This window comes from Morganella morganii, from assembly GCF_019243775.1.
Classification (GTDB): domain Bacteria; phylum Pseudomonadota; class Gammaproteobacteria; order Enterobacterales; family Enterobacteriaceae; genus Morganella; species Morganella morganii.
The window spans coordinates 2,812,026-2,835,591 of record NZ_CP069157.1 but is presented as its reverse complement, the minus strand read 5'-3'; the positions used below and the strand labels follow the sequence as shown (position 1 = coordinate 2,835,591).

Below are 23,566 nucleotides of genomic sequence, written 5' to 3'. Positions count from 1 at the left end.
TAATATTCAGGGTGGCAATAGGTTGGTGAAAAAAGTAACAACAGATTGCCATGATGCAGATAATTTGTGAATGGTTTCCTGTGAGAATAAAATCGGTTGTTACAAATATTGTTGTGGTTAAAAAATAAACAGCAATCGGTAAAGATGACTTAACTACTCGGTAAAGGCGAGTTATTAGGCTTTTTCTGATCACAATAATCCCATTTGCTTGAACCAGGTCACTCGTTTCGCCGGACAGAATTGTTGTGAAGTGGTAAAATAATGCGGATCTGATTTACGCAAAATCGTGACATACATCAGAGAAAACAGCCCGGGGCGACAATAACGGCCCGGAGTGTTTTTATTGTTGAGTTGTCATACGCTGCTGCGGCAGTGATGACGTGGGTTTAACAAAAACTTGTGCAAATTTTATGATTAAAATTAAAAAAGGACTCGACCTGCCGATCGCAGGAGCACCTGCTCAAGTCACAGAAGATGGCCCTTCAGTCCGCCACGCAGCATTGCTGGGTGAGGAATACATCGGGATGCGTCCGTCGATGCTGGTTCAGGAAGGTGAATCAGTGAAGAAAGGACAGGCTCTTTTTGAAGACAAAAAGAACCCCGGTGTGATTTTTACCAGCCCCGCCTGCGGAGTGGTAAAAGCCATCAATCGTGGTGAGCGTCGTGTATTACAATCTGTGGTGATTGAGATACAGGGAGACGAGCAATTAACATTTGACAGTTATGACCGCCGGGAGCTGCCGTCACTGACCCGTGAACAGGCAGAGAAAAACCTGGTGGCCTCCGGATTATGGACCGCGCTGCGGACACGTCCGTTCAGTCATACCCCAAAATTAGGCTCTGTGCCGGCTGCTATTTTTGTCACTGCTATGGACACCAATCCGCTGGCGGCTGATCCGCTGGTGATTATCCGTCAGGAACAGGCGTCATTTGATGACGGCTTACAGGTACTGAGCTGCCTGACGGAAGGGAAGGTTCATGTTTGTCACGGTACAGATGACTTCGCAAAAGTTACCGATAACAATCGTGTTAGTTACACGCAGTTTACCGGGCCGCATCCGGCAGGCCTTGCCGGTACGCACATCCACTTCCTGGAACCGGTCAGCGCAACGAAAACCGTCTGGTCTCTGAATTACCAGGATGTCATCGCCATCGGTAAACTGTTCACGACCGGCTTTTTATATACCGACCGTATTGTGGCGCTCGGTGGCCCGCAGGTGGAAAATCCGCGTCTGCTGAAAACCCGCCTCGGCGCAGATCTGTATGAACTGACCGAAGGGCAGCTGAAAGCCGGTGAAAACCGCATTATTTCCGGTTCGGTCCTGTGGGGCGTGGCCAGTGATGATGCTCATCACTATCTGGGCCGTTTTACCAATCAGGTCTCTGTTCTGGAAGAAGGCCGGGAGAAAGAGCTGTTCGGCTGGATTATGCCGGGCACAGACAAATACACGGTTACCCGCACCACACTGGGTCATTTCTTTAAGAAAAAACTGTTCTCATTCACCACATCAATGAATGGTGGCGAACGTTCTATGGTGCCAATCGGCAGTTATGAACGTGTGATGCCGCTCGACATTATGGCGACACATTTCCTGCGCGATCTGCTGGCGGGTGATACTGACAGTGCCCAGGCACTGGGTGCGCTGGAGCTGGATGAGGAAGATCTGGGGCTGTGTACCTATGTCTGTCAGAGTAAATATGAGTACGGCCCGGTGCTGCGTGACGTACTGACCAGGATTGAGCAGGAAGGATAATCATGGGTCTGAAAAAATTTCTCGAAAAAATTGAGCCGCATTTTGAACCGGGCGGCAAATTACAGAGGTGGTATGCACTGTATGAAGCAGCCGCCACCATCTTCTATACCCCGGGGACAGTTACCCGCGGGCGTTCACATGTCCGTGACTCCATCGACCTTAAACGTCTGATGATCCTGGTCTGGTTATCCGTTTTCCCGGCCATGTTCTGGGGGATGTATAACGTCGGTAACCAGGCAATGCCGGTACTGCTGGATATGTACAGCGGTGCGGAGCTTCAGCAGGTGATTGCCGGTGACTGGCATTATCGTCTGGCGGAGCTTATCGGGGTGTCCTTCACTCAGGATGCGGGCTGGGTCAGCAAAATGCTGTTCGGTGCCGTCTATTTCCTGCCGATCTACGGGGTGATTTTTATCGTCGGCGGCTTCTGGGAAGTTCTGTTTGCGATGATCCGCGGGCATGAAATCAACGAAGGTTTCTTTATCACCTCCATTCTGCTGGCACTGATTGTTCCGCCGACGCTGCCGTTATGGCAGGCCGCGCTGGCTGTCACCTTCGGTGTGGTGGTCGCAAAGGAAATTTTCGGTGGTACAGGACGCAACTTCCTGAACCCGGCACTGGCCGGCCGTGCTTTCCTGTTCTTTGCTTATCCGGCTCAGATTTCCGGTGATACCGTCTGGACTGCCGCTGACGGCTTCTCCGGCGCAACCCCGCTGTCACAGTGGGCGGTCGGTGGCGAGCATCAGCTCGTTAATACCATGACCAATCAGCCGATCTCCTGGATGGATGCCTTTATCGGTAACGTGCCGGGCTCGATTGGTGAAGTCTCCACGCTGATGATTCTGATCGGTGGTGCAGTCATTCTGTTTGCCCGTATTGCGTCTTTGCGTATTGTGGCCGGTGTGATGGTCGGGATGATCGCAATGTCCGCCGTCTTTAATATGATTGGTTCGGACACCAACCCGCTGTTTGCTATGCCGTGGTACTGGCATCTGGTCCTGGGCGGTTTTGCCTTCGGTATGATTTTCATGGCGACGGACCCGGTTTCAGCCTCATTTACCGACAAAGGGAAATGGGCTTACGGGATCCTGATCGGGGTGATGTGTGTCCTGATCCGTGTGGCAAACCCGGCATATCCGGAAGGGATGATGCTGGCTATCCTGTTCGCCAACTTATTCGCCCCGTTATTTGATTATCTGGTGGTTCAGGCAAACATTAAACGGAGAAAAGCACGTGGCTAATGAAAAAACGAAAAACAAGGACAGTGTCGCAAGAACGTTTATCGTTGTCTTCGTCCTTTGCCTTGTGTGTTCAATAGTCGTGGCCGGTTCTGCTGTGGGGCTGAAGTCCACGCAGCAGAACCAGATTATGCTGGATAAGCAGCGTAACATTCTGGATGTGGCCGGGTTACTGACGCCATCCATGCCGGCAGACGAAATCGATGCTGTCTATAAAAAATTCATCAGAGCAAAAATGGTGGATTTAAAAACCGGTCAGATGAGCGACAGCACCGGCAAGTACGATCTCAACGATGAACTGCGCAGTGATGAGAGCAGTATTGCCCTGTCACCGGAAGAAGATCTGGCGAAAATCCGCCGCCGTGCCAACAGCGCGGAAATCTATCTGGTACAGAATGAGCAGGGTGAAACCAGCAAGATTGTTCTGCCGGTTTACGGCTCCGGTCTGTGGTCGGTGATGTATGCCTTTATCGCGATTGATGTCGACGGTATCACCTCCGAGGGGATCACTTACTACCAGCACGGTGAAACGCCGGGGCTGGGCGGTGAGGTGGATAACCCGCAATGGCGTAAACAGTGGATTGGTAAAAAGCTGTTTAATGAAGAAGGTATGCCGGCTATCAAAATCGTCCGCAGCGGCGCCACTGACAGCCCGTACGGCATTGATGGTTTATCCGGTGCGACACTGACCTCAAACGGCATCCAGCATATGTTTGATTTCTGGCTGGGCGACAACGGTTTTGGCCCGTTCCTGAAAACAGTACGCGAAGGAGCGTTGAATCATGGCTGATAGTAAAGAAATTAAACGCGTTCTTCTCGGACCGTTATTAGATAACAACCCGATTGCCCTCCAGGTACTGGGGGTGTGTTCGGCGCTGGCGGTGACCACCAAACTGGAAACTGCACTGGTTATGACCATCGCGGTAACCCTGGTGACGGCATTCTCCAGCATGTTTATCTCGATGATCCGTAATTTTATCCCGGGTAGTGTGCGGATTATCGTTCAGATGGCAATTATCGCCTCGCTGGTTATTCTTGTTGACCAGATCCTGCGGGCCTATGCCTACGGTATCTCCAAACAGCTTTCCGTGTTCGTCGGTCTGATCATTACCAACTGTATTGTGATGGGTCGTGCGGAAGCGTATGCCATGAAAGCGCCGCCGCTTGAAAGCTTTATGGACGGTATCGGTAACGGCCTGGGTTACGGTGTGATCCTGCTGCTGGTGGGCTTCTTCCGTGAACTGATCGGCTCCGGCAAACTCTTTGGCGTGACGGTACTGGAAACGGTACAGAACGGCGGCTGGTATCTGCCGAACGGACTGTTCCTGCTGGCACCAAGTGCATTCTTTATCATCGGGATGCTTATCTGGGGGATCCGTACCCTGAAACCGTCACAAGTCGAGGAGGATTAAGATATGGAACATTATATCAGTCTCTTTGTGCGGGCTGTGTTTATTGAAAACATGGCACTGGCCTTCTTCCTCGGGATGTGTACGTTCCTGGCGGTGTCGAAAAACGTCAAAACGGCGTTTGGTCTCGGCGTGGCGGTTACCGTGGTGCTGGGGATTTCGGTTCCGGCAAACAACCTGGTGTACAACCTGCTGCTGCGCGACGGCGCACTGATGGAAGGTGTGGATTTAAGCTTCCTGAATTTCATTACCTTTATCGGGGTCATTGCGGCGCTGGTACAGATTCTGGAGATGATTCTGGATCGCTACTTCCCGGCACTGTATAACGCGCTGGGGATCTTCCTGCCGTTAATCACCGTAAACTGTGCGATTTTCGGTGGTGTGTCCTTTATGGCGCAGCGCGACTACAACTTTACGGAGTCTGTGGTTTACGGGTTCGCTTCCGGTATCGGCTGGCTGCTGGCGATCGTGCTGATGGCCGCTATCCGCGAGAAGATGAAATACTCTGACGTACCGGCCGGCCTGAAAGGGCTGGGGATCACATTCGTGACCACCGGACTGATGGCTCTGGGCTTTATGTCCTTCTCCGGCGTACAGTTATAAGGGTGAAACGCAATTATGGATATCGTTATTTTAGGCGTGGCAATGTTTACCCTGATTGTTCTGGCGCTGACCGCGTTGATTTTGTTTGCAAAATCAAAACTGGTGAACACAGGGGACGTTAAGATTGAAATCAACGGCGATGCGGAGAAAAGCTTCGACGCACCGGCCGGTGACAAGTTACTGAATGTGCTGTCCGGTCAGGGGATTTTTGTCTCCTCGGCCTGCGGCGGCGGCGGAACCTGCGGCCAGTGCCGCGTGAAGATCAAAGAAGGCGGCGGTGATATTCTACCGACAGAAATGTCTCACATTAATAAACGCGAAGCCCGTGAAGGCTGCCGTCTGGCGTGCCAGGTGAATGTGAAGCAGGATCTGAAAATTGAGCTGCCGGAAGAGATCTTCGGGGTGAAAAAATGGGAGTGCGAAGTTATCTCCAATGATAACAAAGCGACTTTCATTAAAGAGCTGAAACTGAAAATTCCTGATGGCGAAAGTGTGCCGTTCCGTGCCGGTGGTTATATTCAGATTGAATGTCCGCCGCATGTGGTCCGCTATGATGAGTTTGATGTGCCGCAGGAATACCGCGAGGACTGGGACAAGTTCAACCTGTTCCGCTATGTGTCTGATGTGAAAGAGCCGACAGTGCGTGCTTACTCTATGGCGAACTATCCGGAAGAGCACGGCATTATCATGCTGAACGTGCGTATCGCCACACCGCCTCCGCGTGTGCCGGATGCGCCTCCGGGGATTATGTCCTCTTACATCTGGTCACTGAAACCGGGTGATAAAGTGACAATTTCCGGGCCGTTCGGGGAGTTCTTCGCGAAAGATACCGACGCGGAAATGATCTTTATTGGTGGTGGTGCGGGGATGGCGCCGATGCGTTCGCATATCTTCGATCAGCTCAAGCGTCTGCACTCCAAACGTAAGATGTCTTTCTGGTATGGTGCGCGTTCAAAACGTGAAATGTTCTATGAGGAAGATTTTGACCAGCTTCAGGCTGAGAATGAAAACTTCACTTGGAACGTGGCGTTGTCTGATGCCCTGCCGGAAGATAACTGGGACGGATACACCGGGTTTATTCATAATGTTCTCTATGAGCATTACCTGAAAAATCACCCGGCACCGGAAGATTGTGAGTTCTACATGTGCGGGCCGCCGATGATGAACGCCGCCGTGATCAAGATGCTCAAAGATCTGGGTGTGGAAGACGAGAACATTATGCTGGATGACTTCGGCGGCTGATTTCCGCCCCTGTCATAACGAAACTGCGCCCACACCTGTGGGCGCAGATGATCTGAAATCAGACTGGATTGTATATGGTAAAAATAAAACGGGCTTTCCTGCCGCTGGCACTGATGGCATTGTTACTGAGCGCGTGCGGTGATAACACTCCGGAAACACAGCAGGTAACCCTGAACGGCAAAACGATGGGCACCTATTACGCGATAAAATATGTCGCTGACCCGAAAGGCCCGTCGGCGGAATCACTGCAGAAAGGCATTGATGTGGTGCTGGAAGAGGTCAATGACCAGATGTCCACCTACCGGCCGGATTCTGAACTCAGCCGTTTTAATCAGAGCCGTGAGGTGAATACGCCGTTTCCGGTCTCTGCCGCGACTGCAAAAGTGGTTCGTGAGGCTATCCGTATTAATCAGCTGACAGACGGCGCACTGGATGTCACCGTCGGCCCGCTGGTCAATTTATGGGGATTTGGTCCGGAAGGGCGCGTGACCCATGTGCCGACAGAGCAGGATATCGAAACCCGCCGTCAGTGGACCGGAATTGATAAACTGAAGGTTGAAGGTAATAATCTGATTAAGACAGTGCCGGAACTGTATGTGGATCTGTCCTCGATTGCCAAAGGCTACGGGGTGGATGCGGTGGCAGAATACCTGGAATCACAGAATATCCGTAATTATATGGTGGATGTGGGCGGCGAAGTCCGGACACAGGGCATTAACGGCAAAGGCAAACCGTGGCGTATTGCGATTGAAAAACCGTCGTCACAGGGGTTGAGCCAGTCTGCACAGGAAATCATTGAGCCGGGGAATGCCTCTGTGGCGACATCCGGGGATTACCGGAATTATTTTGAAGAGAATAATGTCCGTTATTCACATACCATTGATCCGAAAACAGCACGTCCGATTAACCATAATCTGGTATCGATTACGGTGATTGCTGATAATTGCATGAGTGCGGATGGCTTTTCTACCGGACTGAATGTGCTCGGGCCGGAGCGCGGGCTTGAAGTGGCGAATGCGCAAAATATCCCTGTTTTTATGATTGTCAAAACAGAGAAGGGATTTGAAGAACGCTACAGTGAGGCATTTAAGCCCTATTTGCAGCAAAAATAAAAGGAGGTGGCTGATATGATGATAAAAGTATTTATCGCAACCTTTATCCTGTTTCTGGTCGCGTTTCTGGGAATGTCTCTCGGGTATATTATTAAGCGCAAGAGCATTCAGGGAAGCTGCGGCGGGCTGAGCAGCATTGGTGTCGAGAAAGTCTGTGACTGTCCTGAACCGTGTGATGCCCGGAAAAAACGAATGGCACGTGAAGCTGCCCGCGAAGAGAAACTGAATAAAAACCGGATTGTATAGATTCGGAAGATATAACAAAGGCGCCTTAAAGCGCCTTTGTTTATTAATGGCAGGACAACAATACGGAATCAGTAATAACGATAGTCTGATGTCACAATAGTGGTATTTATCACAATAATATTATTGGCCTGATTCCCTTCAGAGATACTCTGCCAGAGTGCTTTTTCACAATTCCCGTAAGTATCTGTCTGCTGGCAGATATAAATAGCTTTTACCCGGCCCAGCGGCGTATGTTGTGTCTGTGTCTGCCGGATAACCTGACCATCATCATTATACGCAAATTCATAGTTCAGCTGAGGAAGCCCGTTACTTTGGGACATAATCGCATTTATCTGCCGATCCTGACGCCAGTCGTAGCGGATTTCACCACCGGTGTCCGCGGAATCCCCTGTGGATACCGCATGTGAGATTAAACCGTTTTCATAAAAAAAATCGGTTTCCATATGCGATTTTTGGGTATTGCCGCCACTGTTACTTTCAGATTCGGCACGGACGATTTGCTTCTGATTATTATAGAAAAGGCGGCTTCGGGCATGAATCAGCGTGACGGGTGCTTTTCCGCTGCCATGCAGTTGTGACGTGAATAATAAGGTATATCCCTGTTCCGTCTTCTTTCCTTCGGAATACATCCGGTTTTGCAACCCCGGGTAGTGCTCGGTAACTTCCAGCGAAAAGTAACTCAGTTCACCACACGGCGTCAGGTCATATTGCCCGTTAATCATAATATTGCTGTTTTTGTTGTCCGGGGAATGTGCTGTTGTGATGACGGATTTTACCGGGCCGTTGATCATACCGGCACCCAGAATAATAAAGTTACTGCTGCGTGTTTCATCTGAATACAAATCGCAGTCTGCATAAGAATAAACACTGAATAACAGAAAAAATAATCCCGTAAAAACAAAGAGGGATTTTGGGGGTGAATTTAAATCGAAGAACAGGTTACTTATCACCGCATAGCCTCCCGGATGTTTCTTATAGTTATAACAAAAGTGGCCTGATAAATAAATTACTATAATTAATTAGGTTTGCTGAGATTATAAAATATTATGTAAGGATTACAGAGTAAATGGCAGGAAGAGACAGAATGTATTAAATAAGAGTGATATTCATCATCTGTTAAATCTCACTCTTATTTTTCAGGCGGGTAAAATTACCAAGTAATAATACCTTGATTAATTATTTTATTTTCATATTGAGCAGCGAATCGACCATCACGCCATCTGCACCCAATTCTGTCGCCAGTTGTAAATCGGCGGGTGTTTTTATACCGAACAGAACAACATGGTTTTGATTATTTTTACGAAAACAATCCATTGCGGTTTTATCCCAGGTCAGCACAACCGGAGAGCGTGCTTCACCCAATGTGAAGGTTTCAACCACATCCACGTTACGGTGCAGTTCAAAGCCATACCAGCGCGGCTGCGGATTATCTGCCAGGTCACAGGTGTGTGTGATCAGGCTGCCGGCCAGTGCATTACGGGTGGTATCACGGCTTTCAAAAACGGGGATTGACGGCGGCAGGGCAGCCAGATAATCCTGACCGGTTGAATAGACGCGGACACGGTTTTTGGCGTTATGACGGGTCAGTACTGAATCCAGCTGTTGTGCAAAAACCGCCGGTGAGGCGTCCGGAGATTTGATATCGAGGTAGAAAAAAGTATCCGGGTAACGGCTCAGGACGGCATCCAGTGCCGGAACAGAAGCCTTGATATGGGTTTTATTTTTCTGATTATAATCCCGGGCTGCATCGGTTTGTGCCAGTTCTGCGGCGCTGTAACCGGAAACCGGACCGGTTTTGTCGGTCAGGGATTTCAGATCAGACGGGCGGTATAACACTACCTGGTTGTCCTTTGAGAGCTGAAGGGTGATCCAGATGGCATCGGCTTTGTTACTCAGCGCCTTATCGATGGCATAAAGGGTATTTTCAGGGGCGTCCGCCGTGGCGGCGCGATGGGCAATAATCTGCGGTGCTGCATGGGTTGTCATAACAATGCCACTCAGGAAAAGGGCTGATAGTATTTTTTTCATAATCCGTCCGTCAGAAAGAATGAGACCAGGTGTGATGTCACGCTGTTGTAGCGGAGTAACATGACAACCGGATGTAATCACAGAAAAAAAGTACAAACCTGCAAATTTCAGCCCACTGATTGATTTGGTGAATAATAAGCAAATTAACCGATTTGAATTGCATTGATTTTAACTGTATATTTAAACAGTATTGTTGGTGAGCAGGAGAGGCGGATGCGTAAAATAATTCATATTGATATGGATTGCTTTTATGCGGCGATTGAAATGCGTGACGATCCCCGTCTGCGCGATATCCCGCTGGCTATCGGCGGCAGTTCCGACCGGCGCGGTGTGATTGCGACCGCCAATTATCCGGCGCGGCGCTTCGGGGTGCACAGCGCGATGTCAACGGCAAAAGCACTGCTGCTGTGTCCGCATCTGAAAGTGATCCCTGGGCGGATGGAGCTGTATAAAACCACCTCCCGCCACCTGCATGCGATTTTCGCCCGTTATACTTCACTGATTGAGCCGCTGTCACTGGATGAAGCTTATCTTGATGTGACGGACAGCCCGCAGTGCCGGGGTTCAGCCACACTGATGGCGGAAGAGATCCGCAAAACCATTTTTACCGAGCTGGGGCTGACCGCATCTGCCGGTGTGGCACCGGTGAAATTCCTTGCCAAAATTGCGTCTGATCTGAATAAACCCGACGGGCAGTACATTATCACGCCGGAGCAGGTGACGGATTTTGTGTTGTCACTGCCACTGCGTAAAATTCCCGGTGTGGGAAAGGTGACAGCAAAGCGACTGGCTGATCTCGGTCTGGAGACCTGCCGGGATGTGCAGAATTATGATCAGATATCGCTGCTGAAACAGTTCGGAAAGTTCGGGCAGATCATCTGGCAGCGCAGTCACGGTAGCGATGAGCGGCCGGTTTGTCCGGACAGGGAACGGAAATCTGTCGGTGTCGAGCGGACACTGGCGGAAGATATTGCCTCGTGGGATGAGTGTCAGACGATTATTGATGAGCTGTTTCCGGAGCTGGAGCGTCGTCTGACAAAGGTGTCACCGGATCTGCGGATCGCCCGTCAGGGCATTAAACTGAAGTTTGCGGACTTTCAGCAGACCACACAGGAACATGTCCATCAGGTGCTGGATAAAGCGGATTTGCTGAAAACGGCGGAACTGGCCTGGGAGAGCCGCCGGGAAGGGCGCGGCGTACGGCTGGTGGGGCTGCATGTAACACTGCGGGATCCGCAGCTTGAGCGGCAGTTGCTGCTCGGGTTCTGAATCACATATAAAAACGGCGGGATAATTATCCCGCCGCTGAGCTGAATAAGGCGATTACGCTTTTTCAGGGATCGCTTTTAAGATAGCGGTCAGTAACTGCCAGTACTGCCCGACACTCTTGATATGTACTTGTTCATCAGGGGAGTGCGCTCCGGTGATGGTCGGCCCGATGGAGACCATGTCCATGTCCGGATACGGTTTTTTGAATAAACCGCACTCAAGACCGGCGTGGATCACCATGATGTTCGGGGTTTTGTCAAACAGCTGCTGATAGGTTTCGCTGACCAGATGCATGACCGGAGAGTCTGCATCCGGCTGCCAGCCCGGATAGCCGCCTTCGGCAACAATATCCGCACCGGACAGTGCCGCCAGCGAGGTCAGCATGCTGACCACAGAAGATTTGCCGGATTCAATCAGGGAACGTACCAGACAGATAATCTGCACACGGTCGTCACTCATTTTCACCACACCCACGTTCAGTGAGGTTTCGACCACGCCCGGAACCACGTCACTCATGCGGATCACGCCGTTCGGCATCACATTGAGCATATTGATAAAGCGGGACTGCACATCAGCGGTCAGAGCGCCCTGAGCAGCGGTTGCAGCTTCCAGGGTGACAACCAGGTTTTTCTCTTTCTGCGCAAGCTCTTCTCTGAGCAGCGCTTCAAAGGTCTGTGCCAGCGATTTCAGCTGTGCGGCTTTATCTGCCGGTACTGCCAGAGTGATGTGGCCTTCGCGCGGAATCGCGTTGCGCAGTGTGCCGCCCTGAAAATCAACCAGACGCGCGCCGAGTTCTGTGGCGTGACCGGCCAGGAAACGGGCCAGTAATTTGTTGGCATTGCCGAGGCCCAGATGAATATCGCCGCCGGAGTGGCCGCCTTTGAGACCTTTGAGGGTCAGGGTGAAGGTGCTGTAACCGGCCGGAACGGCTTCACGGCTCAGCGCAAGTGTTGTGGTGACGTCAATACCGCCTGCACAACCCATGTAAATTTCACCTTCTTCTTCCGAGTCGGTGTTGATCAGGATATCAGCCTGTAACCAGCCCGGCTGAAGACCGAATGCGCCGTCCATCCCGGCTTCTTCTGTCATGGTCAGCAGAACTTCCAGCGGCCCGTGTTTGACTGAATCGTCAGCCAGTACTGCCAGCGCGGAGGCCATACCGATGCCGTTATCCGCACCTAATGTGGTGCCTTTCGCGGTTACCCAGTCGCCGTCGATGTACGGCTGAATCGGATCTTTTTCGAAATCGTGTGCTGTATCATTATTTTTCTGCGGTACCATATCCAGGTGCGCCTGCAGAACGACCGCTTTGCGGTTTTCCAGGCCTTTGCTGGCCGGTTTGCGGATCAGGATATTACCGACGCTGTCGCGTTCAACGTGGAATTCCTTTTCTTTTGCCCATTCAATAATATGTGCAGCCAGTTGCTCTTCGTGGTAGGACGGATGAGGAATAGAGCAGATTTTGGCAAAAATATCCCACAGCGGCTGCGGAAATAATTGTGATAGTTCAGACACGTTCGATCTCCTGTTACTGCATTTTTCATTATTAGGGGGAGGATACCCGAAGGCGGCCGGTAACGCTGTTTAAAATGAGCGGTCGCGAATATCCGATGTCCGGAGAATAGCAAATTCTTACGCAAAGTGCGTGTGTCATAACAGGGAATTATGATGAATTTGTCAGATACTCTGGTCTTTGGCGGCTCAAGTCACTATAATCTCGCGCAACCTTTTTTCCGCAAAAAAGACTCTTTTCTGTAAATCATCAAGCCGGGATCAATCTGATATGAGCGAAAAATACGTCGTAACGTGGGATATGTTGCAAATGCATGCCCGTAAACTGGCACAGCGTTTAATGCCAACCGAACAATGGAAAGGCATCATCGCCGTAAGCCGCGGTGGTCTGGTGCCGGGTGCCTTACTCGCTCGTGAACTGGGTATCCGTCATGTGGATACTGTCTGCATTTCCAGCTATGATCATGACCATCAGCGCGATATGAAAGTCCTGAAAAAAGCCGAAGGTGACGGCGAAGGATTTATCATTGTTGATGATCTGGTGGACACCGGCGGTACTGCTCAGATGATCCGCGATATGTATCCGAAAGCGCATTTCGTCACTATTTTTGCCAAACCGGCCGGACGTCCGCTGGTTGACGATTATGTGGTTGATATCCCGCAGGATACCTGGATCGAACAGCCGTGGGATATGACCGTCAGTTTTGTTAAACCAATCTGCGATCAGTAAGCGAATGCCATGACACAACAGAACCTGTCAGAGAAACTGTTTAAGCCGAAAATCAAGCACCCTGAGACATCCGCACTGGTGAACTTTACCCGTTCCGGGATGAAGGAAGTCAGGGGCAGCGTCCTGAGCGGATGTACACATCCGGGCTGGTATCGCATGATTAACCGCTTAATGTGGGCCTGGCGGGGGATCCCGCCGCTGGAAACCGAAGAAGTTCTCAGCCGGATAGCGGCATCTGATGCCCCCCGCAGTGATGATGCACTGCTGGATACGGTGATCGGCTACCGCCGCGGTAACTGGGCTTATGAATGGTCTCAGCAGGCGATGTTGTGGCAGCGCAAAGCGCTGGAATTTGAATCCGGCGAAAAAGCCTGTGAAGCCTGGCTGCTTGCCGCAAATCTGTACAGTATTGCGGGATATCCCCATTTAAAAGGGGATGAGCTGGCGGATCAGGCTACCGTTCTGGCAAATCAGGCGTATGAAAACTCCGCCCGGTTTGCCGCATATGAACTGAAAAAAATTGAATTCAAAATGGAGAGCGGCGGAAACATCTGCGCTTTCCTGCACCTCCCGCCGGGGAAAGGCAGTGCGTTTCCGGTGGTGATGATGTGCGGCAGTCTGGATAATCTGCAAAGTGATTACTGCCGCTACTTCCGTGACTATCTGGCACCGCAGGGCATTGCACTGCTGACGCTGGATATGCCGTCAATCGGTTATTCCTCAAAACAGACTTTAGGCCAGGAAAGCAGCCTGATGCACCAGCAGGTGCTGGATCAGTTGCGCAATGTGCCGTGGATTGACCACACCCGTGTGGCGGTGATGGGGCTGCGTTTCGGTGCCAATGTGGCGATGCGTATGGCATACCTGTCCGCACATCAGCTGCGGGGGGCCGTGCTGTTCGGGCCGGTGGTGCATGATCTGTTTGTCAGCCCGGAGCGGCAGGATAAAATTCCCGGCATGTATATGGATGTGCTGGCCAGCCGTGCGGCGGCGCGCTGTACTGACCTTGATACTGTCCGCACCCGGCTCGGTTGCTTATCTCTGAAAAATCAGGGACTGCTCGGCCGCCGCTGTTCACTGCCGGTGCTGAGCATGTGCTGGAAAGAGGATGTGTTCAGCCCGAAAAGTGAATCGGAGCTGATTGTCCGCTCCAGCGCTGACGGTAAGCTGGTGGAATTCGGCCATACGCCGGTTTTTGACACTTTCCACAAATCGCTGGATGAGGCCACCCGCTGGCTCACCAGAATTTTATCCTGAACAGCATAATAATCATTGATAATTCCTGTCTGTTTGCTACAACTAAGCCTTCGCTGAAAGGAGGCTTAATGATGGCACTGGTTTCAGATTACACACGCGGCAGGTTGCTGCGATGTTTCACTGCATTGGGTCCGTATATCCGTGAGCCGCAGTGTCAGGAGGGGCACTATTTTTTTGACTGCCTGGCGGTGTGTGTGAATGCGGGGGTCGCGCCGGAAAAACGTGAGTTTTTTGGCTGGTGGCTGACACTGATCCCGCAGGAAACCGGGTTTGTCTCAGAATACCATACCGGGGTATTTGATAAAAAAGGGCTCTGGCAGGAAAAATCCCTGTCTGACAAAGAGATCCGTGATGCGGTCAGCAAAACCCTGACTGATTTTTATCCCCGCTTACAGGCCGTTCTTCAGGAACTGGATCTGTCCCTGACCCCGTCACCGGTATCACCGCCCCCCGGAAAGCAGCCGGATTAATGTCCGGTTTTGCGTTGTGCCTGTTGGCATGGCGCGCATCACCTGTTAAAACAGGTCATCTTTTCTTATCCCGCAAAATGAATGGTAGAACGCAATGAATAGCAGCCAAACGCTGGTTGTCAAACTGGGCACAAGTGTGCTGACCGGCGGATCACGACATTTAAATCAGGCCAGGATTGTTGAACTGGTCCGGCAGTGTGCGCAGCAGTATGCAAAAGGGCACCGTATTATTATTGTGACTTCCGGGGCGATTGCCGCCGGTCGTGAACACCTCGGTTACCCGGAACTCCCCGCCACCATTGCGTCCAAACAGCTGCTGGCGGCCGTTGGTCAGAGCCGCCTGATCCAGTTATGGGAGCGCCTGTTCTCGATTTACGGTATCCATATCGGCCAGATGCTGCTGACCCGCGCGGATATGGAAGATCGCGAGCGTTTCCTGAATGCCCGTGACACGCTGACCGCACTGCTGGATAACGGCATTGTGCCGGTCATCAATGAAAATGATGCGGTTGCCACAGCAGAAATTAAAGTCGGAGATAACGATAACCTCTCCGCGCTGGCAGCGATCCTCGGCGGGGCGGATAAGCTCCTGCTGCTGACCGATATTGAAGGGCTGTATACTGCCGATCCGCGCAGCAACCCGGACGCCACCCTGATTTCTGAAGTGCATGACATCAGCGATGAACTGCGCAGTGTTGCAGGCGACAGTGTCTCCGGGCTGGGCACCGGTGGAATGGCCACCAAGCTCCAGGCCGCGACGGTCGCAGGACGCGCGGGAATTGATGTCATTATTGCTGCCGGCGATCGCGCCGGGGTGATTTGTGATGTGATTGATGATATTCCGGTCGGCACCCGGTTCTTCGGGAAAAAAGCGCCGATGGAAGCGCGTAAGCAGTGGATCTTCGGGGCACCGCCTGCCGGCGAGATCATTGTGGATGACGGTGCGGAGAAAGCGCTGAAAGATAAGGGCAGTTCCCTGTTGCCGAGCGGGATCCGTACTGTGAACGGCAATTTCTCCCGTGGTGAGGTTGTCCGCATCCGCGCGCTGAACGGGCGGGATCTGGCACACGGTGTCTGCCGGTATAACAGCGATGCACTGCGCCTGATTGCCGGACGGCAGTCACAGGAAATCAGCACGATTTTAGGTTATGAATACGGCGCAGTGGCTGTTCACCGCGACGATATGATTGTCAGTTAAGGATATCAGCATATGTTAGAACAAATGGGTAAAGCGGCCAAAGCCGCCTCCTGGGCACTGGCTCAGCTTTCCGGAAAACAGAAAAATCAGGCTCTGACCCGCATCGCCGATCTGCTGGAACAGAACAGTGCGCCGATCCTTGCTGCCAATGAACTTGATATTGCCAAAGCCCGTGAGCAGGGTACCTCAGAGGCGATGCTTGATCGCCTGCTGCTGACGCAGGCACGCCTGGAAAGTATTGCTGCGGACGTGCGTAAGGTCTGTCAGCTGGCGGATCCTGTCGGGGAAGTGATCGACGGCGGTGTGCTGGAAAGTGGTTTGCGCCTTGAGCGCCGCCGTGTGCCGCTCGGTGTGGTCGGTGTGATTTATGAAGCACGCCCGAATGTGACGGTGGATGTTGCCTCGCTGTGCCTGAAAACCGGTAATGCGGTGATCCTGCGCGGCGGCAAAGAGACACACAATACCAATGTGGCGATGGTCAGTGTTATTCAGCAGGCGCTCAGTGAGTGTGGCCTGCCGCAGGCGGCGATCCAGGCGATTGATACCCCGGATCGTGCGCTGGTCAATGAATTGCTGAAGATGGATCGCTATGTGGATATTCTTATTCCGCGCGGCGGTGCCGGTCTGCATCGTCTGTGTCGTGAGCAGTCCACGATCCCGGTGATCACCGGCGGTATCGGCGTGTGTCATATTTTTATCGATGAGACGGCGGATCTGCATAAAGCGCTGCCGGTCATCCGCAATGCCAAAGTGCAGCGTCCGAGTGTCTGTAATGCGGTGGAAACGCTGCTGGTGCATGAAAAAGTGGCTGCAGAATTCCTGCCGCTGCTGAGTGATCACATGGCGGCGGATAATGTTACCCTGCATGCGGATCCTGCCGCGCTGGCGCTGCTGAAAAACGGCCCGGCGAAGACGGAAGCAGTAACAGAAGCACAGCTGTCAGATGAATGGCTGTCACTTGATCTGAATGTGGTGATTGTGAAGGACATTGACGGGGCGATTGAGCATATCCGTCATTACGGCACTCAGCACTCGGAATCGATTCTGACACAATCCATGTCTCAGGCTGATTATTTCGTCTCAAATATTGATTCATCAGCAGTTTATGTTAACGCCAGCACCCGTTTCACTGACGGCGGTCAGTTCGGACTGGGCGCGGAAGTCGCGGTCAGCACCCAGAAACTGCATGCCCGCGGCCCGATGGGGCTGGCGGCACTGACCACCTATAAGTGGATCGGGGTCGGTGACCACACGATCCGTTCATAAACAGGCCGTTATGCATCCGCAGGACGTTTTTTTGTCAGATGACAGCCACGTTCTGCGGATCGCGCTTTAGCTTTTTATCTGAGTACGCTATGATAGGTCATCTTAATTTACACTTATGTAAAATATTATGAACACCTGCGGAGAAAGCGGATAGTATGAATCATCAGGATGAAAAACCGATTATTTATCTTATCGGCGCCCGCGGGGCTGGCAAAACCACGGTGGGTAAACCACTGGCGCAGGCATTACTGTACGATTTTATTGACACTGATGCCTGTGTGACAGAACAGTGCCGGATGTCTATCTCCCAACTGGTGGAACAATCGGGCTGGCGCAGTTTTCGTGAGCTGGAAAGTGATGTGCTGCGTCAGGTCAGTAAACCACACCGTCTGGTCTCCACCGGCGGCGGTATTGTGATGGCACCGGAAAACCGGGCGTTTATGCAATCCTCCGGCAAAGTGGTATATCTGCGCGCCAGTGCCGAAACCCTGGCGGAAAGGCTGTCACACACCCCTCAGGCACATCAGCGCCCGAGCCTGACCGGCAAGTGCATTGTGGAGGAGATGGCGGAAGTGCTGAGCAAGCGCGAGCCGCTCTATCTGGAATGCGCGGATATCGTGGTGGATGCCACCTGTCCGGTACCGGAACTCATCAGTCAGATCTGCACCCGTATCCACACTGCAGTATAGTGCCTGCTACTGTATTATTGTGAACAGTGACACAAATCGAATTAAAGGTAATTCCGTACCGCTCTGTCAGTTGGTTAATCAATCCGCTGTGTTATTATTAAAGCGTCTGCCCGCCGAACTGATTGGCGGAATAATAAATACACAGGGAATTCAGTATGTTGATGAATGTGTTACGTGCACTACTCCGCGGATTATTCCGCATTCGTGTTACAGGTGACCTGAGTAATCTTAATCAACCGCGAAGTGTTATCACCCCGAACCACGCCTCTTTTATCGATGGTGTTCTGCTGGGGTTATTCCTGCCGACCCGGCCGGTGTTCGCGATGTACACCAATTATGCCACGCCATTTTTCATCCGCTGTTTAAAACCCATTGCCGATATTATTCCGGTGGATCCGCGTAATCCGCTGGCATTGCGGCATCTGATCCGCGAAGTTGAAAAAGGGCGTCAGATAGTGATCTTCCCGGAAGGGCGGGTGACGATCACTGATTCCCTGATGAAAATTTACGACGGCGCTGCCTTTATTGCCGCCAAAACCGGCGCGAAAGTGATCCCGGTGCGGATTGACGGCGCGGAACTGACATATTTCAGCCGGATGCGGAAAGTGATCAAAAGTCACTTTTTCCCGGCCATCACCATTCATGTTCTGCCGCCGGAGACCATTCCGATGCCGGAGGCACCGCGTGCCGCAGAGCGCCGCCGTCTGGCGGGGGAACATCTGCGCGACATTATGATGGATGCACGCATGACGTGCCGCCCGTCACTGACACTGCCGCAGGCATTTCTCGGCGCGGTAAAACGTTACGGCCGTTTCCAGCGGATCATTGATGACATCAATTTCAGCGAGGACAGTTATCAGGGGCTGCTGAAAAAATCCCTCGGACTGAGCTGCATTATCAGCCACTACACCAAAGAGGGGGAGCGCACCGGCTTCCTGCTGCCGAATGCCACCGTGATGGGGGCGGCGATCCTCGGCGCTTCCATGCGCCGCCGTATTCCGGCACTGCTTAACTACACAGCGGGTGTCGCCGGGCTGCGGAATGCCATGAAGGCGGCGGGGATCACTACCATCATCACCTCGCGCCAGTTTCTGGAAAAAGGCAAAATGACACATTTGCCGGAACAGCTGACAGAAGCCAACTGGGTCTATCTGGAAGAGGCAAAAGCATCTGTTACCCTGAAAGACAAACTGTGGGTGATGCGTCACCTGGTCACGCCGCAGGCGGCACTGCTGCCGCAGAAGCCGGAAGATGATGCGATTATTCTCTTTACCTCCGGCTCGGAAGGGACACCGAAAGGCGTGGTACACAGCCACGACTCTCTGCTGGCGAACGTTGAGCAGATTAAAACGGTGGCGGATTTCACGCCGAAAGACCGTTTTATGTCCGCACTGCCGCTGTTTCACGCCTTTGGTCTGACTGCCGGGCTTATCACGCCGCTGCTGTGCGGCAGCCGGATTTTCCTCTATCCGAGCCCGCTGCATTACCGCATGGTGCCGGAGCTGACGTACGATCAGAACTGTACCGTTATTTTCGGGACATCCACCTTCCTTGCCAATTATGCCCGTTTTGCTCATCCGTATGATTTTGCCCGTGTCCGCTATGCTGTGGCCGGGGCGGAGAAGCTGGCGGAAGGCACCAAACAGGTCTGGCAGGATAAATTCGGCCTGCGCATCCTGGAAGGTTACGGGGTGACAGAGTGTGCGCCGGTGATCTCCATTAACGTGCCGATGGCCGCCCGTACCGGTACAGTCGGACGGCTGGTGCCGGGAATGGAAGCGCGGCTGCTGCCGGTTGCCGGTATTGAAAATGGCGGGTTGCTGCAGGTGCGCGGCCCGAATGTGATGAAAGGGTATCTGCGGGTGGAAAAACCGGGGCAGATTGAACCGCCGTCAGCGGAGAATATACAGGGCGAGGTTCAGATCGGCTGGTATGACACCGGCGATATCGTCACACAGGATGCAGCCGGGTTTATCACTATCCGCGGACGGGTCAAACGCTTTGCCAAACTGGCCGGTGAGATGATCTCGCTGGAGAGTGTTGAGCAGCTGGCACTGAGTGTTTCGCCGGATAAACTGCATGCCGTGGTGACGAAGCCGGATGCAAAACGCGGCGAAGCACTGGTGATGTTTACCACTGACAGTGAACTGGATCGCACACAACTGCTGACAGAAGCGAAAGCGAAAGGGCTGCCGGAACTGGCGGTTCCGCGTGATATCCGTTATATCAGACAACTGCCGGTACTCGGCAGCGGTAAACCGGATTTTGTCACACTGAAACAACAGGCATTACAGGAGCCGCAGGTATGACAGCATCCGCCCCGTTACTGAACAAAGGCATGAAAGCGGTACTGGTTTCCCAGTTTATTACGGCATTTGCGGATAACGCGATTCTGTTCGCCATCCTTGCACAGCTCAGCGCCCGGCACTATCCCGAATGGAGCCAGCCGATGCTGCAGATGGTCTTTGTGCTGACCTTTATTGTGCTGGCGCCGTTTGTCGGACAGATTGCCGACAGCTTCCCGAAAGGGCGGGTGATGCTGCTGTCGAACGGCTGCAAGCTTTTCGGCGCGGTGGTGATCTGCTTCGGTGCGGATCCGTTCCTGGGATACGGGCTGATCGGGGTCGGGGCGGCGGCCTATTCTCCGGCAAAATACGGGATCCTCGGTGAGCTGACTACCGGAGAACAGCTGGTGAAAGCCAACGGGCTGATTGAAGCCTCAACTATTGTGGCTATTCTGCTGGGGTCGGTAACCGGCGGCTTCCTGTCTGATTACCATATTACAATGGCTCTGATTTTATGTACGGTGATGTACGCACTGGCGGCCGTGACCAATATCTATATTCCGCGTCTGCCGCCTGCGAAAACCGGCCTGAGCCGTAATCCGCGCACGATGGTGGTCACTTTCTTCCGCGCTGTAGTATCACTGTGGAAAAACCAGGAAAGCCGTTTTTCCCTGACCGGTACCAGTCTGTTCTGGGGCGCGGGCGTGACACTGCGGCTGATGCTGGTATTGTGGGTTCCGGCGGCGCTGGGTATTACCGGCCAGACCATGCCGACACTGCTTAACGCCATGGTTGCTATTGGGATTGTGGCGGGGGCGGGGCTGGCTGCCCGCTTTATCACCCTGGAAACCGTGTGCCGCTGTATGCCGGCCGGGATCCTGATCGGGGTGATGGTCATTATTTTCACCTTCCAGACCTCGGTGGTACCGACCAATATCACGCTGATTATGCTCGGTGTGTTCGGCGGCCTGTTTGTGGTGCCGCTCAATGCCCTGCTGCAAAAGCGCGGTAAAGAGACTGTCGGGGCTGGGAACGCTATTGCGGTACAGAATATGGGGGAAAACGGCGCGATGCTGCTGATGCTGGGGCTCTACTCCCTGGCCGTTAAAGCGGGTGTGCCGGTAGTGGTGATCGGTGCGGCGTTCGGCAGCCTGTTTGCCCTCGCCATCGGCGGATTATGGCTCTGGGATATCCGCCGCAAAAAACAGATTTCACAACAGGAGTGACCGATGCATGATGAACAGGCTCTGACCCGGCGCAGTACGGAACTGGGATCTTATCTCCTTGAGGCCGGTCTGAGTGTCACAACGGCAGAATCCTGCACCGGCGGGTGGATTGCCAAGGTGATCACAGATATCGCCGGGAGTTCGGCGTATTTTCAGCGCGGGTTTGTCACCTACAGTAATGATGCCAAACACAGTATGATCGGCGTATCAGAACAGTCACTGTCCGCTTTTGGTGCGGTCAGTGAGGCGGTGGTCCGCGAAATGGCCGCCGGGGCGCTGGACACCGCGGGTGCGGACTTAGCCGTCTCTGTCAGCGGCATTGCCGGGCCGGACGGCGGCAGTGATGAAAAGCCGGTCGGCACAGTCTGGTTCGGCTGGGCATGGCGGGAAGAAACAGGAATAAAAACCGCTGCCCGCAGATGGTGTTTTCCGGGCGATCGCAATGCGGTGCGCTGTCAGGCGGTGCTGAAAGGGCTCGACGGATTAATTGCAATTCTGACGAAAAAATCACTTGATACTGTATGACTATACAGTATAATCAGTTCAACAGATTCAGTTGAAACCATTTTAATAACCCTGGCGGTGTCTCAGGGGTTGAGAAGGGAGTTTACATGGCTATTGATGAGAACAAACAGAAAGCACTGGCAGCAGCCTTAGGTCAGATCGAGAAGCAGTTCGGTAAAGGTTCGATCATGCGTCTGGGTGAAGACCGTTCCATGGATGTGGAAACTATCTCAACCGGCTCTCTGGCACTGGACGTTGCACTGGGTGCAGGTGGTCTGCCGCTGGGACGTATTGTTGAAATCTACGGGCCTGAATCTTCCGGTAAAACCACGCTGACATTACAGGTTATTGCCGCTGCACAGCGTCAGGGCCGTGTGTGTGCGTTTATCGATGCGGAACACGCACTGGATCCGGTCTATGCCAAGAAACTGGGCGTGGATATTGATAACCTGCTGTGCTCCCAGCCGGACACCGGCGAGCAGGCACTGGAAATCTGTGATGCTTTAACCCGCTCCGGTGCTGTTGATGTCATCATTGTTGACTCCGTGGCAGCACTGACACCAAAAGCTGAAATCGAAGGTGAAATTGGTGATTCACACATGGGTCTGGCTGCCCGTATGATGAGCCAGGCGATGCGTAAGCTGGCCGGTAACCTGAAAAACTCCAACACACTGCTGATTTTCATCAACCAGATCCGTATGAAGATTGGTGTGATGTTCGGTAACCCGGAAACCACCACCGGTGGTAACGCACTGAAGTTCTATGCCTCTGTCCGTCTGGATATCCGCCGTATCGGCGCGGTGAAAAACGGTGATGAAGTGGTCGGCAGCGAAACCCGCGTGAAAGTGGTGAAAAACAAAGTGGCTGCACCGTTCAAACAGGCTGAATTCCAGATCATGTACGGCGAAGGTATCAACACCATGGGCGAACTGATCGACCTGGGTGTGAAACATAAACTGGTTGAGAAAGCCGGTGCATGGTACAGCTACAACGGTGAAAAAATCGGTCAGGGTAAGGCAAACGCCACAATTTACCTGAAAGAACATCCGGAAATGGCGGATGAACTGGATAAAAAATTACGTGAGTTATTACTGAATCACAGTGGTGAATTCAGTACCGCAGCAGAAAGTTTCAACGAAGAAAGTGAAACTGAAGATGCGGGCAACGAAGAGTTTTAATTCGTAAAACCACACTGATTTTAAGATTTAAAGTAATAAAATCATTGAGTTATTCTGAAAGCTGTATCCGTGACGGGTACGGCTTTCTTTTTATCTGCGGACAACCACCTGTCTCTGTCCTTCATACCGTGTTCTTTATACAAAAACCCCTCTCCCGGCCGGATGAACGCCGTTTGTACGAACAGACTTTCAGAAAAAGTTTATTCGCTTTACAATGGGTACAGCGAATGGATTTATCTGGGAATTAATGTTCAAGGGAAACCCTTAAATTTCTCTCCGCCTTGATTGATCCGAAGGTTGAATCGGAGCGGCTTCACAGTCTGTTTCGCAATTCATAAATCTTATTATTT

General features: G+C 52.4%; 22 protein-coding genes. 19 read left to right on the top strand and 3 right to left on the bottom strand.

Annotated features, from left to right (window positions below):
• Positions 1-410 precede the first annotated feature (410 nt).
• The 8 genes from JL661_RS13700 (at position 411) to nqrM (ending at position 7,604) form a co-directional block, all read left to right on the top strand.
• Positions 411-1,754 carry a Na(+)-translocating NADH-quinone reductase subunit A gene (locus JL661_RS13700; protein WP_062773154.1) on the top strand — a complete coding sequence of 448 codons (1,344 nt, stop codon included), beginning with the start codon at positions 411-413 and terminating at the stop codon, positions 1,752-1,754.
• A gap of 2 nt (positions 1,755-1,756) precedes the next feature.
• Positions 1,757-2,995: an NADH:ubiquinone reductase (Na(+)-transporting) subunit B gene (locus JL661_RS13695; RefSeq protein WP_004237848.1), complete on the top strand. Its 1,239-nt coding sequence runs from the start codon at positions 1,757-1,759 to the stop codon at positions 2,993-2,995.
• Positions 2,988-3,782 carry a Na(+)-translocating NADH-quinone reductase subunit C gene (locus JL661_RS13690; protein WP_015422523.1) on the top strand — a complete coding sequence of 265 codons (795 nt, stop codon included), beginning with the start codon at positions 2,988-2,990 and terminating at the stop codon, positions 3,780-3,782. The genes JL661_RS13695 and JL661_RS13690 overlap by 8 nt, the downstream gene beginning before the upstream one ends.
• Positions 3,775-4,404 carry an NADH:ubiquinone reductase (Na(+)-transporting) subunit D gene (locus tag JL661_RS13685; RefSeq protein ID WP_004237851.1) on the top strand — a complete coding sequence of 210 codons (630 nt, stop codon included), beginning with the start codon at positions 3,775-3,777 and terminating at the stop codon, positions 4,402-4,404. The genes JL661_RS13690 and JL661_RS13685 overlap by 8 nt, the downstream gene beginning before the upstream one ends.
• A 3-nt stretch (positions 4,405-4,407) precedes the next feature.
• The gene (nqrE, locus tag JL661_RS13680) at positions 4,408-5,004 is read left to right on the top strand and encodes an NADH:ubiquinone reductase (Na(+)-transporting) subunit E (RefSeq protein ID WP_004237852.1); all 597 of its coding nucleotides are present in this window, start codon (positions 4,408-4,410) and stop codon (positions 5,002-5,004) included.
• A gap of 15 nt (positions 5,005-5,019) precedes the next feature.
• Complete coding sequence (gene nqrF / locus JL661_RS13675) at positions 5,020-6,246, top strand: NADH:ubiquinone reductase (Na(+)-transporting) subunit F (RefSeq protein ID WP_004238760.1); 1,227 nt, start codon at positions 5,020-5,022, stop codon at positions 6,244-6,246.
• A 74-nt stretch (positions 6,247-6,320) separates the two neighbouring features.
• Positions 6,321-7,358 carry an FAD:protein FMN transferase gene (locus JL661_RS13670; protein ID WP_004237854.1) on the top strand — a complete coding sequence of 346 codons (1,038 nt, stop codon included), beginning with the start codon at positions 6,321-6,323 and terminating at the stop codon, positions 7,356-7,358.
• An 18-nt stretch (positions 7,359-7,376) separates the two neighbouring features.
• A complete protein-coding gene (gene nqrM / locus JL661_RS13665; protein ID WP_024472643.1) occupies positions 7,377-7,604 on the top strand; it encodes a (Na+)-NQR maturation NqrM in 228 nt (75 codons plus the stop codon).
• A 68-nt stretch (positions 7,605-7,672) separates the two neighbouring features.
• Here nqrM and JL661_RS13660 read toward each other — a convergent pair whose 3' ends face one another.
• Both JL661_RS13660 and JL661_RS13655 read right to left on the bottom strand, forming a co-directional pair.
• Entirely contained in the window at positions 7,673-8,446 is a 774-nt protein-coding gene (locus JL661_RS13660; protein ID WP_225310068.1) for a hypothetical protein, read from the bottom strand.
• A 334-nt stretch (positions 8,447-8,780) separates the two neighbouring features.
• Positions 8,781-9,590: a glycerophosphodiester phosphodiesterase family protein gene (locus JL661_RS13655; RefSeq protein WP_062773134.1), complete on the bottom strand. Its 810-nt coding sequence runs from the start codon at positions 9,588-9,590 to the stop codon at positions 8,781-8,783.
• A gap of 255 nt (positions 9,591-9,845) precedes the next feature.
• Between JL661_RS13655 and dinB the strand changes: the two genes are divergently transcribed.
• A complete protein-coding gene (gene dinB / locus JL661_RS13650) occupies positions 9,846-10,901 on the top strand; it encodes a DNA polymerase IV (protein WP_015422526.1) in 1,056 nt (351 codons plus the stop codon).
• A 54-nt stretch (positions 10,902-10,955) separates the two neighbouring features.
• Here dinB and pepD read toward each other — a convergent pair whose 3' ends face one another.
• Positions 10,956-12,416: a beta-Ala-His dipeptidase gene (pepD, locus tag JL661_RS13645; protein WP_049242299.1), complete on the bottom strand. Its 1,461-nt coding sequence runs from the start codon at positions 12,414-12,416 to the stop codon at positions 10,956-10,958.
• A gap of 268 nt (positions 12,417-12,684) precedes the next feature.
• Here pepD and gpt point away from each other — a divergent pair, with 268 nt between their 5' ends.
• The 10 genes from gpt to recA all read left to right on the top strand — a co-directional run bounded on the left by gpt (position 12,685) and on the right by recA (position 23,216).
• Complete coding sequence (gpt, locus tag JL661_RS13640; protein ID WP_015422528.1) at positions 12,685-13,143, top strand: xanthine phosphoribosyltransferase; 459 nt, start codon at positions 12,685-12,687, stop codon at positions 13,141-13,143.
• A 9-nt stretch (positions 13,144-13,152) separates the two neighbouring features.
• Positions 13,153-14,400: an esterase FrsA gene (frsA, locus tag JL661_RS13635; RefSeq protein WP_004237861.1), complete on the top strand. Its 1,248-nt coding sequence runs from the start codon at positions 13,153-13,155 to the stop codon at positions 14,398-14,400.
• A 68-nt stretch (positions 14,401-14,468) separates the two neighbouring features.
• Complete coding sequence (gene crl, locus JL661_RS13630; RefSeq protein WP_004237862.1) at positions 14,469-14,870, top strand: sigma factor-binding protein Crl; 402 nt, start codon at positions 14,469-14,471, stop codon at positions 14,868-14,870.
• 94 nt (positions 14,871-14,964) lie between these two features.
• Positions 14,965-16,068, top strand: coding sequence for a glutamate 5-kinase (gene proB / locus JL661_RS13625; protein WP_004237863.1), 1,104 nt, complete (start codon positions 14,965-14,967; stop codon positions 16,066-16,068).
• Positions 16,069-16,080: 12 nt separating this feature from the next.
• Positions 16,081-17,334 carry a glutamate-5-semialdehyde dehydrogenase gene (gene proA / locus JL661_RS13620; protein WP_036414074.1) on the top strand — a complete coding sequence of 418 codons (1,254 nt, stop codon included), beginning with the start codon at positions 16,081-16,083 and terminating at the stop codon, positions 17,332-17,334.
• A 155-nt stretch (positions 17,335-17,489) separates the two neighbouring features.
• On the top strand, positions 17,490-18,023 hold the full coding sequence (gene aroL, locus JL661_RS13615; protein WP_004238747.1) for a shikimate kinase AroL: 534 nt from the start codon (positions 17,490-17,492) through the stop codon (positions 18,021-18,023).
• A gap of 155 nt (positions 18,024-18,178) precedes the next feature.
• Positions 18,179-20,332, top strand: a complete 2,154-nt coding sequence (aas, locus tag JL661_RS13610) for a bifunctional acyl-ACP--phospholipid O-acyltransferase/long-chain-fatty-acid--ACP ligase (protein ID WP_036426155.1) — start codon at positions 18,179-18,181, stop codon at positions 20,330-20,332.
• Positions 20,329-21,534, top strand: a complete 1,206-nt coding sequence (gene lplT, locus JL661_RS13605; RefSeq protein ID WP_062773137.1) for a lysophospholipid transporter LplT — start codon at positions 20,329-20,331, stop codon at positions 21,532-21,534. The genes aas and lplT overlap by 4 nt, the downstream gene beginning before the upstream one ends.
• A 3-nt stretch (positions 21,535-21,537) precedes the next feature.
• Positions 21,538-22,059, top strand: coding sequence for a nicotinamide-nucleotide amidase (gene pncC, locus JL661_RS13600; RefSeq protein ID WP_032097893.1), 522 nt, complete (start codon positions 21,538-21,540; stop codon positions 22,057-22,059).
• 86 nt (positions 22,060-22,145) lie between these two features.
• Positions 22,146-23,216: a recombinase RecA gene (gene recA, locus JL661_RS13595; RefSeq protein ID WP_004237869.1), complete on the top strand. Its 1,071-nt coding sequence runs from the start codon at positions 22,146-22,148 to the stop codon at positions 23,214-23,216.
• Positions 23,217-23,566 lie beyond the last annotated feature (350 nt).

What these genes read in the sequence shown, in the direction of transcription:
- recA (WP_004237869.1), top strand. Translation starts at nt 22,146, where the DNA reads ATGGCTATTGATGAGAACAAACAGAAAGCACTGGCAGCAGCCTTAGGT.
- aas (WP_036426155.1), top strand. Translation starts at nt 18,179, where the DNA reads ATGTTGATGAATGTGTTACGTGCACTACTCCGCGGATTATTCCGCATT.
- aroL (WP_004238747.1), top strand. Translation starts at nt 17,490, where the DNA reads ATGAATCATCAGGATGAAAAACCGATTATTTATCTTATCGGCGCCCGC.
- nqrM (WP_024472643.1), top strand. Translation starts at nt 7,377, where the DNA reads ATGATAAAAGTATTTATCGCAACCTTTATCCTGTTTCTGGTCGCGTTT.
- lplT (WP_062773137.1), top strand. Translation starts at nt 20,329, where the DNA reads ATGACAGCATCCGCCCCGTTACTGAACAAAGGCATGAAAGCGGTACTG.
- nqrF (WP_004238760.1), top strand. Translation starts at nt 5,020, where the DNA reads ATGGATATCGTTATTTTAGGCGTGGCAATGTTTACCCTGATTGTTCTG.
- gpt (WP_015422528.1), top strand. Translation starts at nt 12,685, where the DNA reads ATGAGCGAAAAATACGTCGTAACGTGGGATATGTTGCAAATGCATGCC.
- crl (WP_004237862.1), top strand. Translation starts at nt 14,469, where the DNA reads ATGATGGCACTGGTTTCAGATTACACACGCGGCAGGTTGCTGCGATGT.
- frsA (WP_004237861.1), top strand. Translation starts at nt 13,153, where the DNA reads ATGACACAACAGAACCTGTCAGAGAAACTGTTTAAGCCGAAAATCAAG.
- nqrE (WP_004237852.1), top strand. Translation starts at nt 4,408, where the DNA reads ATGGAACATTATATCAGTCTCTTTGTGCGGGCTGTGTTTATTGAAAAC.
- proA (WP_036414074.1), top strand. Translation starts at nt 16,081, where the DNA reads ATGTTAGAACAAATGGGTAAAGCGGCCAAAGCCGCCTCCTGGGCACTG.
- pncC (WP_032097893.1), top strand. Translation starts at nt 21,538, where the DNA reads ATGCATGATGAACAGGCTCTGACCCGGCGCAGTACGGAACTGGGATCT.
- JL661_RS13655 (WP_062773134.1), bottom strand. Translation starts at nt 9,590, where the DNA reads ATGACAACCCATGCAGCACCGCAGATTATTGCCCATCGCGCCGCCACG.
- JL661_RS13685 (WP_004237851.1), top strand. Translation starts at nt 3,775, where the DNA reads ATGGCTGATAGTAAAGAAATTAAACGCGTTCTTCTCGGACCGTTATTA.
- JL661_RS13695 (WP_004237848.1), top strand. Translation starts at nt 1,757, where the DNA reads ATGGGTCTGAAAAAATTTCTCGAAAAAATTGAGCCGCATTTTGAACCG.
- dinB (WP_015422526.1), top strand. Translation starts at nt 9,846, where the DNA reads ATGCGTAAAATAATTCATATTGATATGGATTGCTTTTATGCGGCGATT.
- JL661_RS13700 (WP_062773154.1), top strand. Translation starts at nt 411, where the DNA reads ATGATTAAAATTAAAAAAGGACTCGACCTGCCGATCGCAGGAGCACCT.
- JL661_RS13670 (WP_004237854.1), top strand. Translation starts at nt 6,321, where the DNA reads ATGGTAAAAATAAAACGGGCTTTCCTGCCGCTGGCACTGATGGCATTG.
- proB (WP_004237863.1), top strand. Translation starts at nt 14,965, where the DNA reads ATGAATAGCAGCCAAACGCTGGTTGTCAAACTGGGCACAAGTGTGCTG.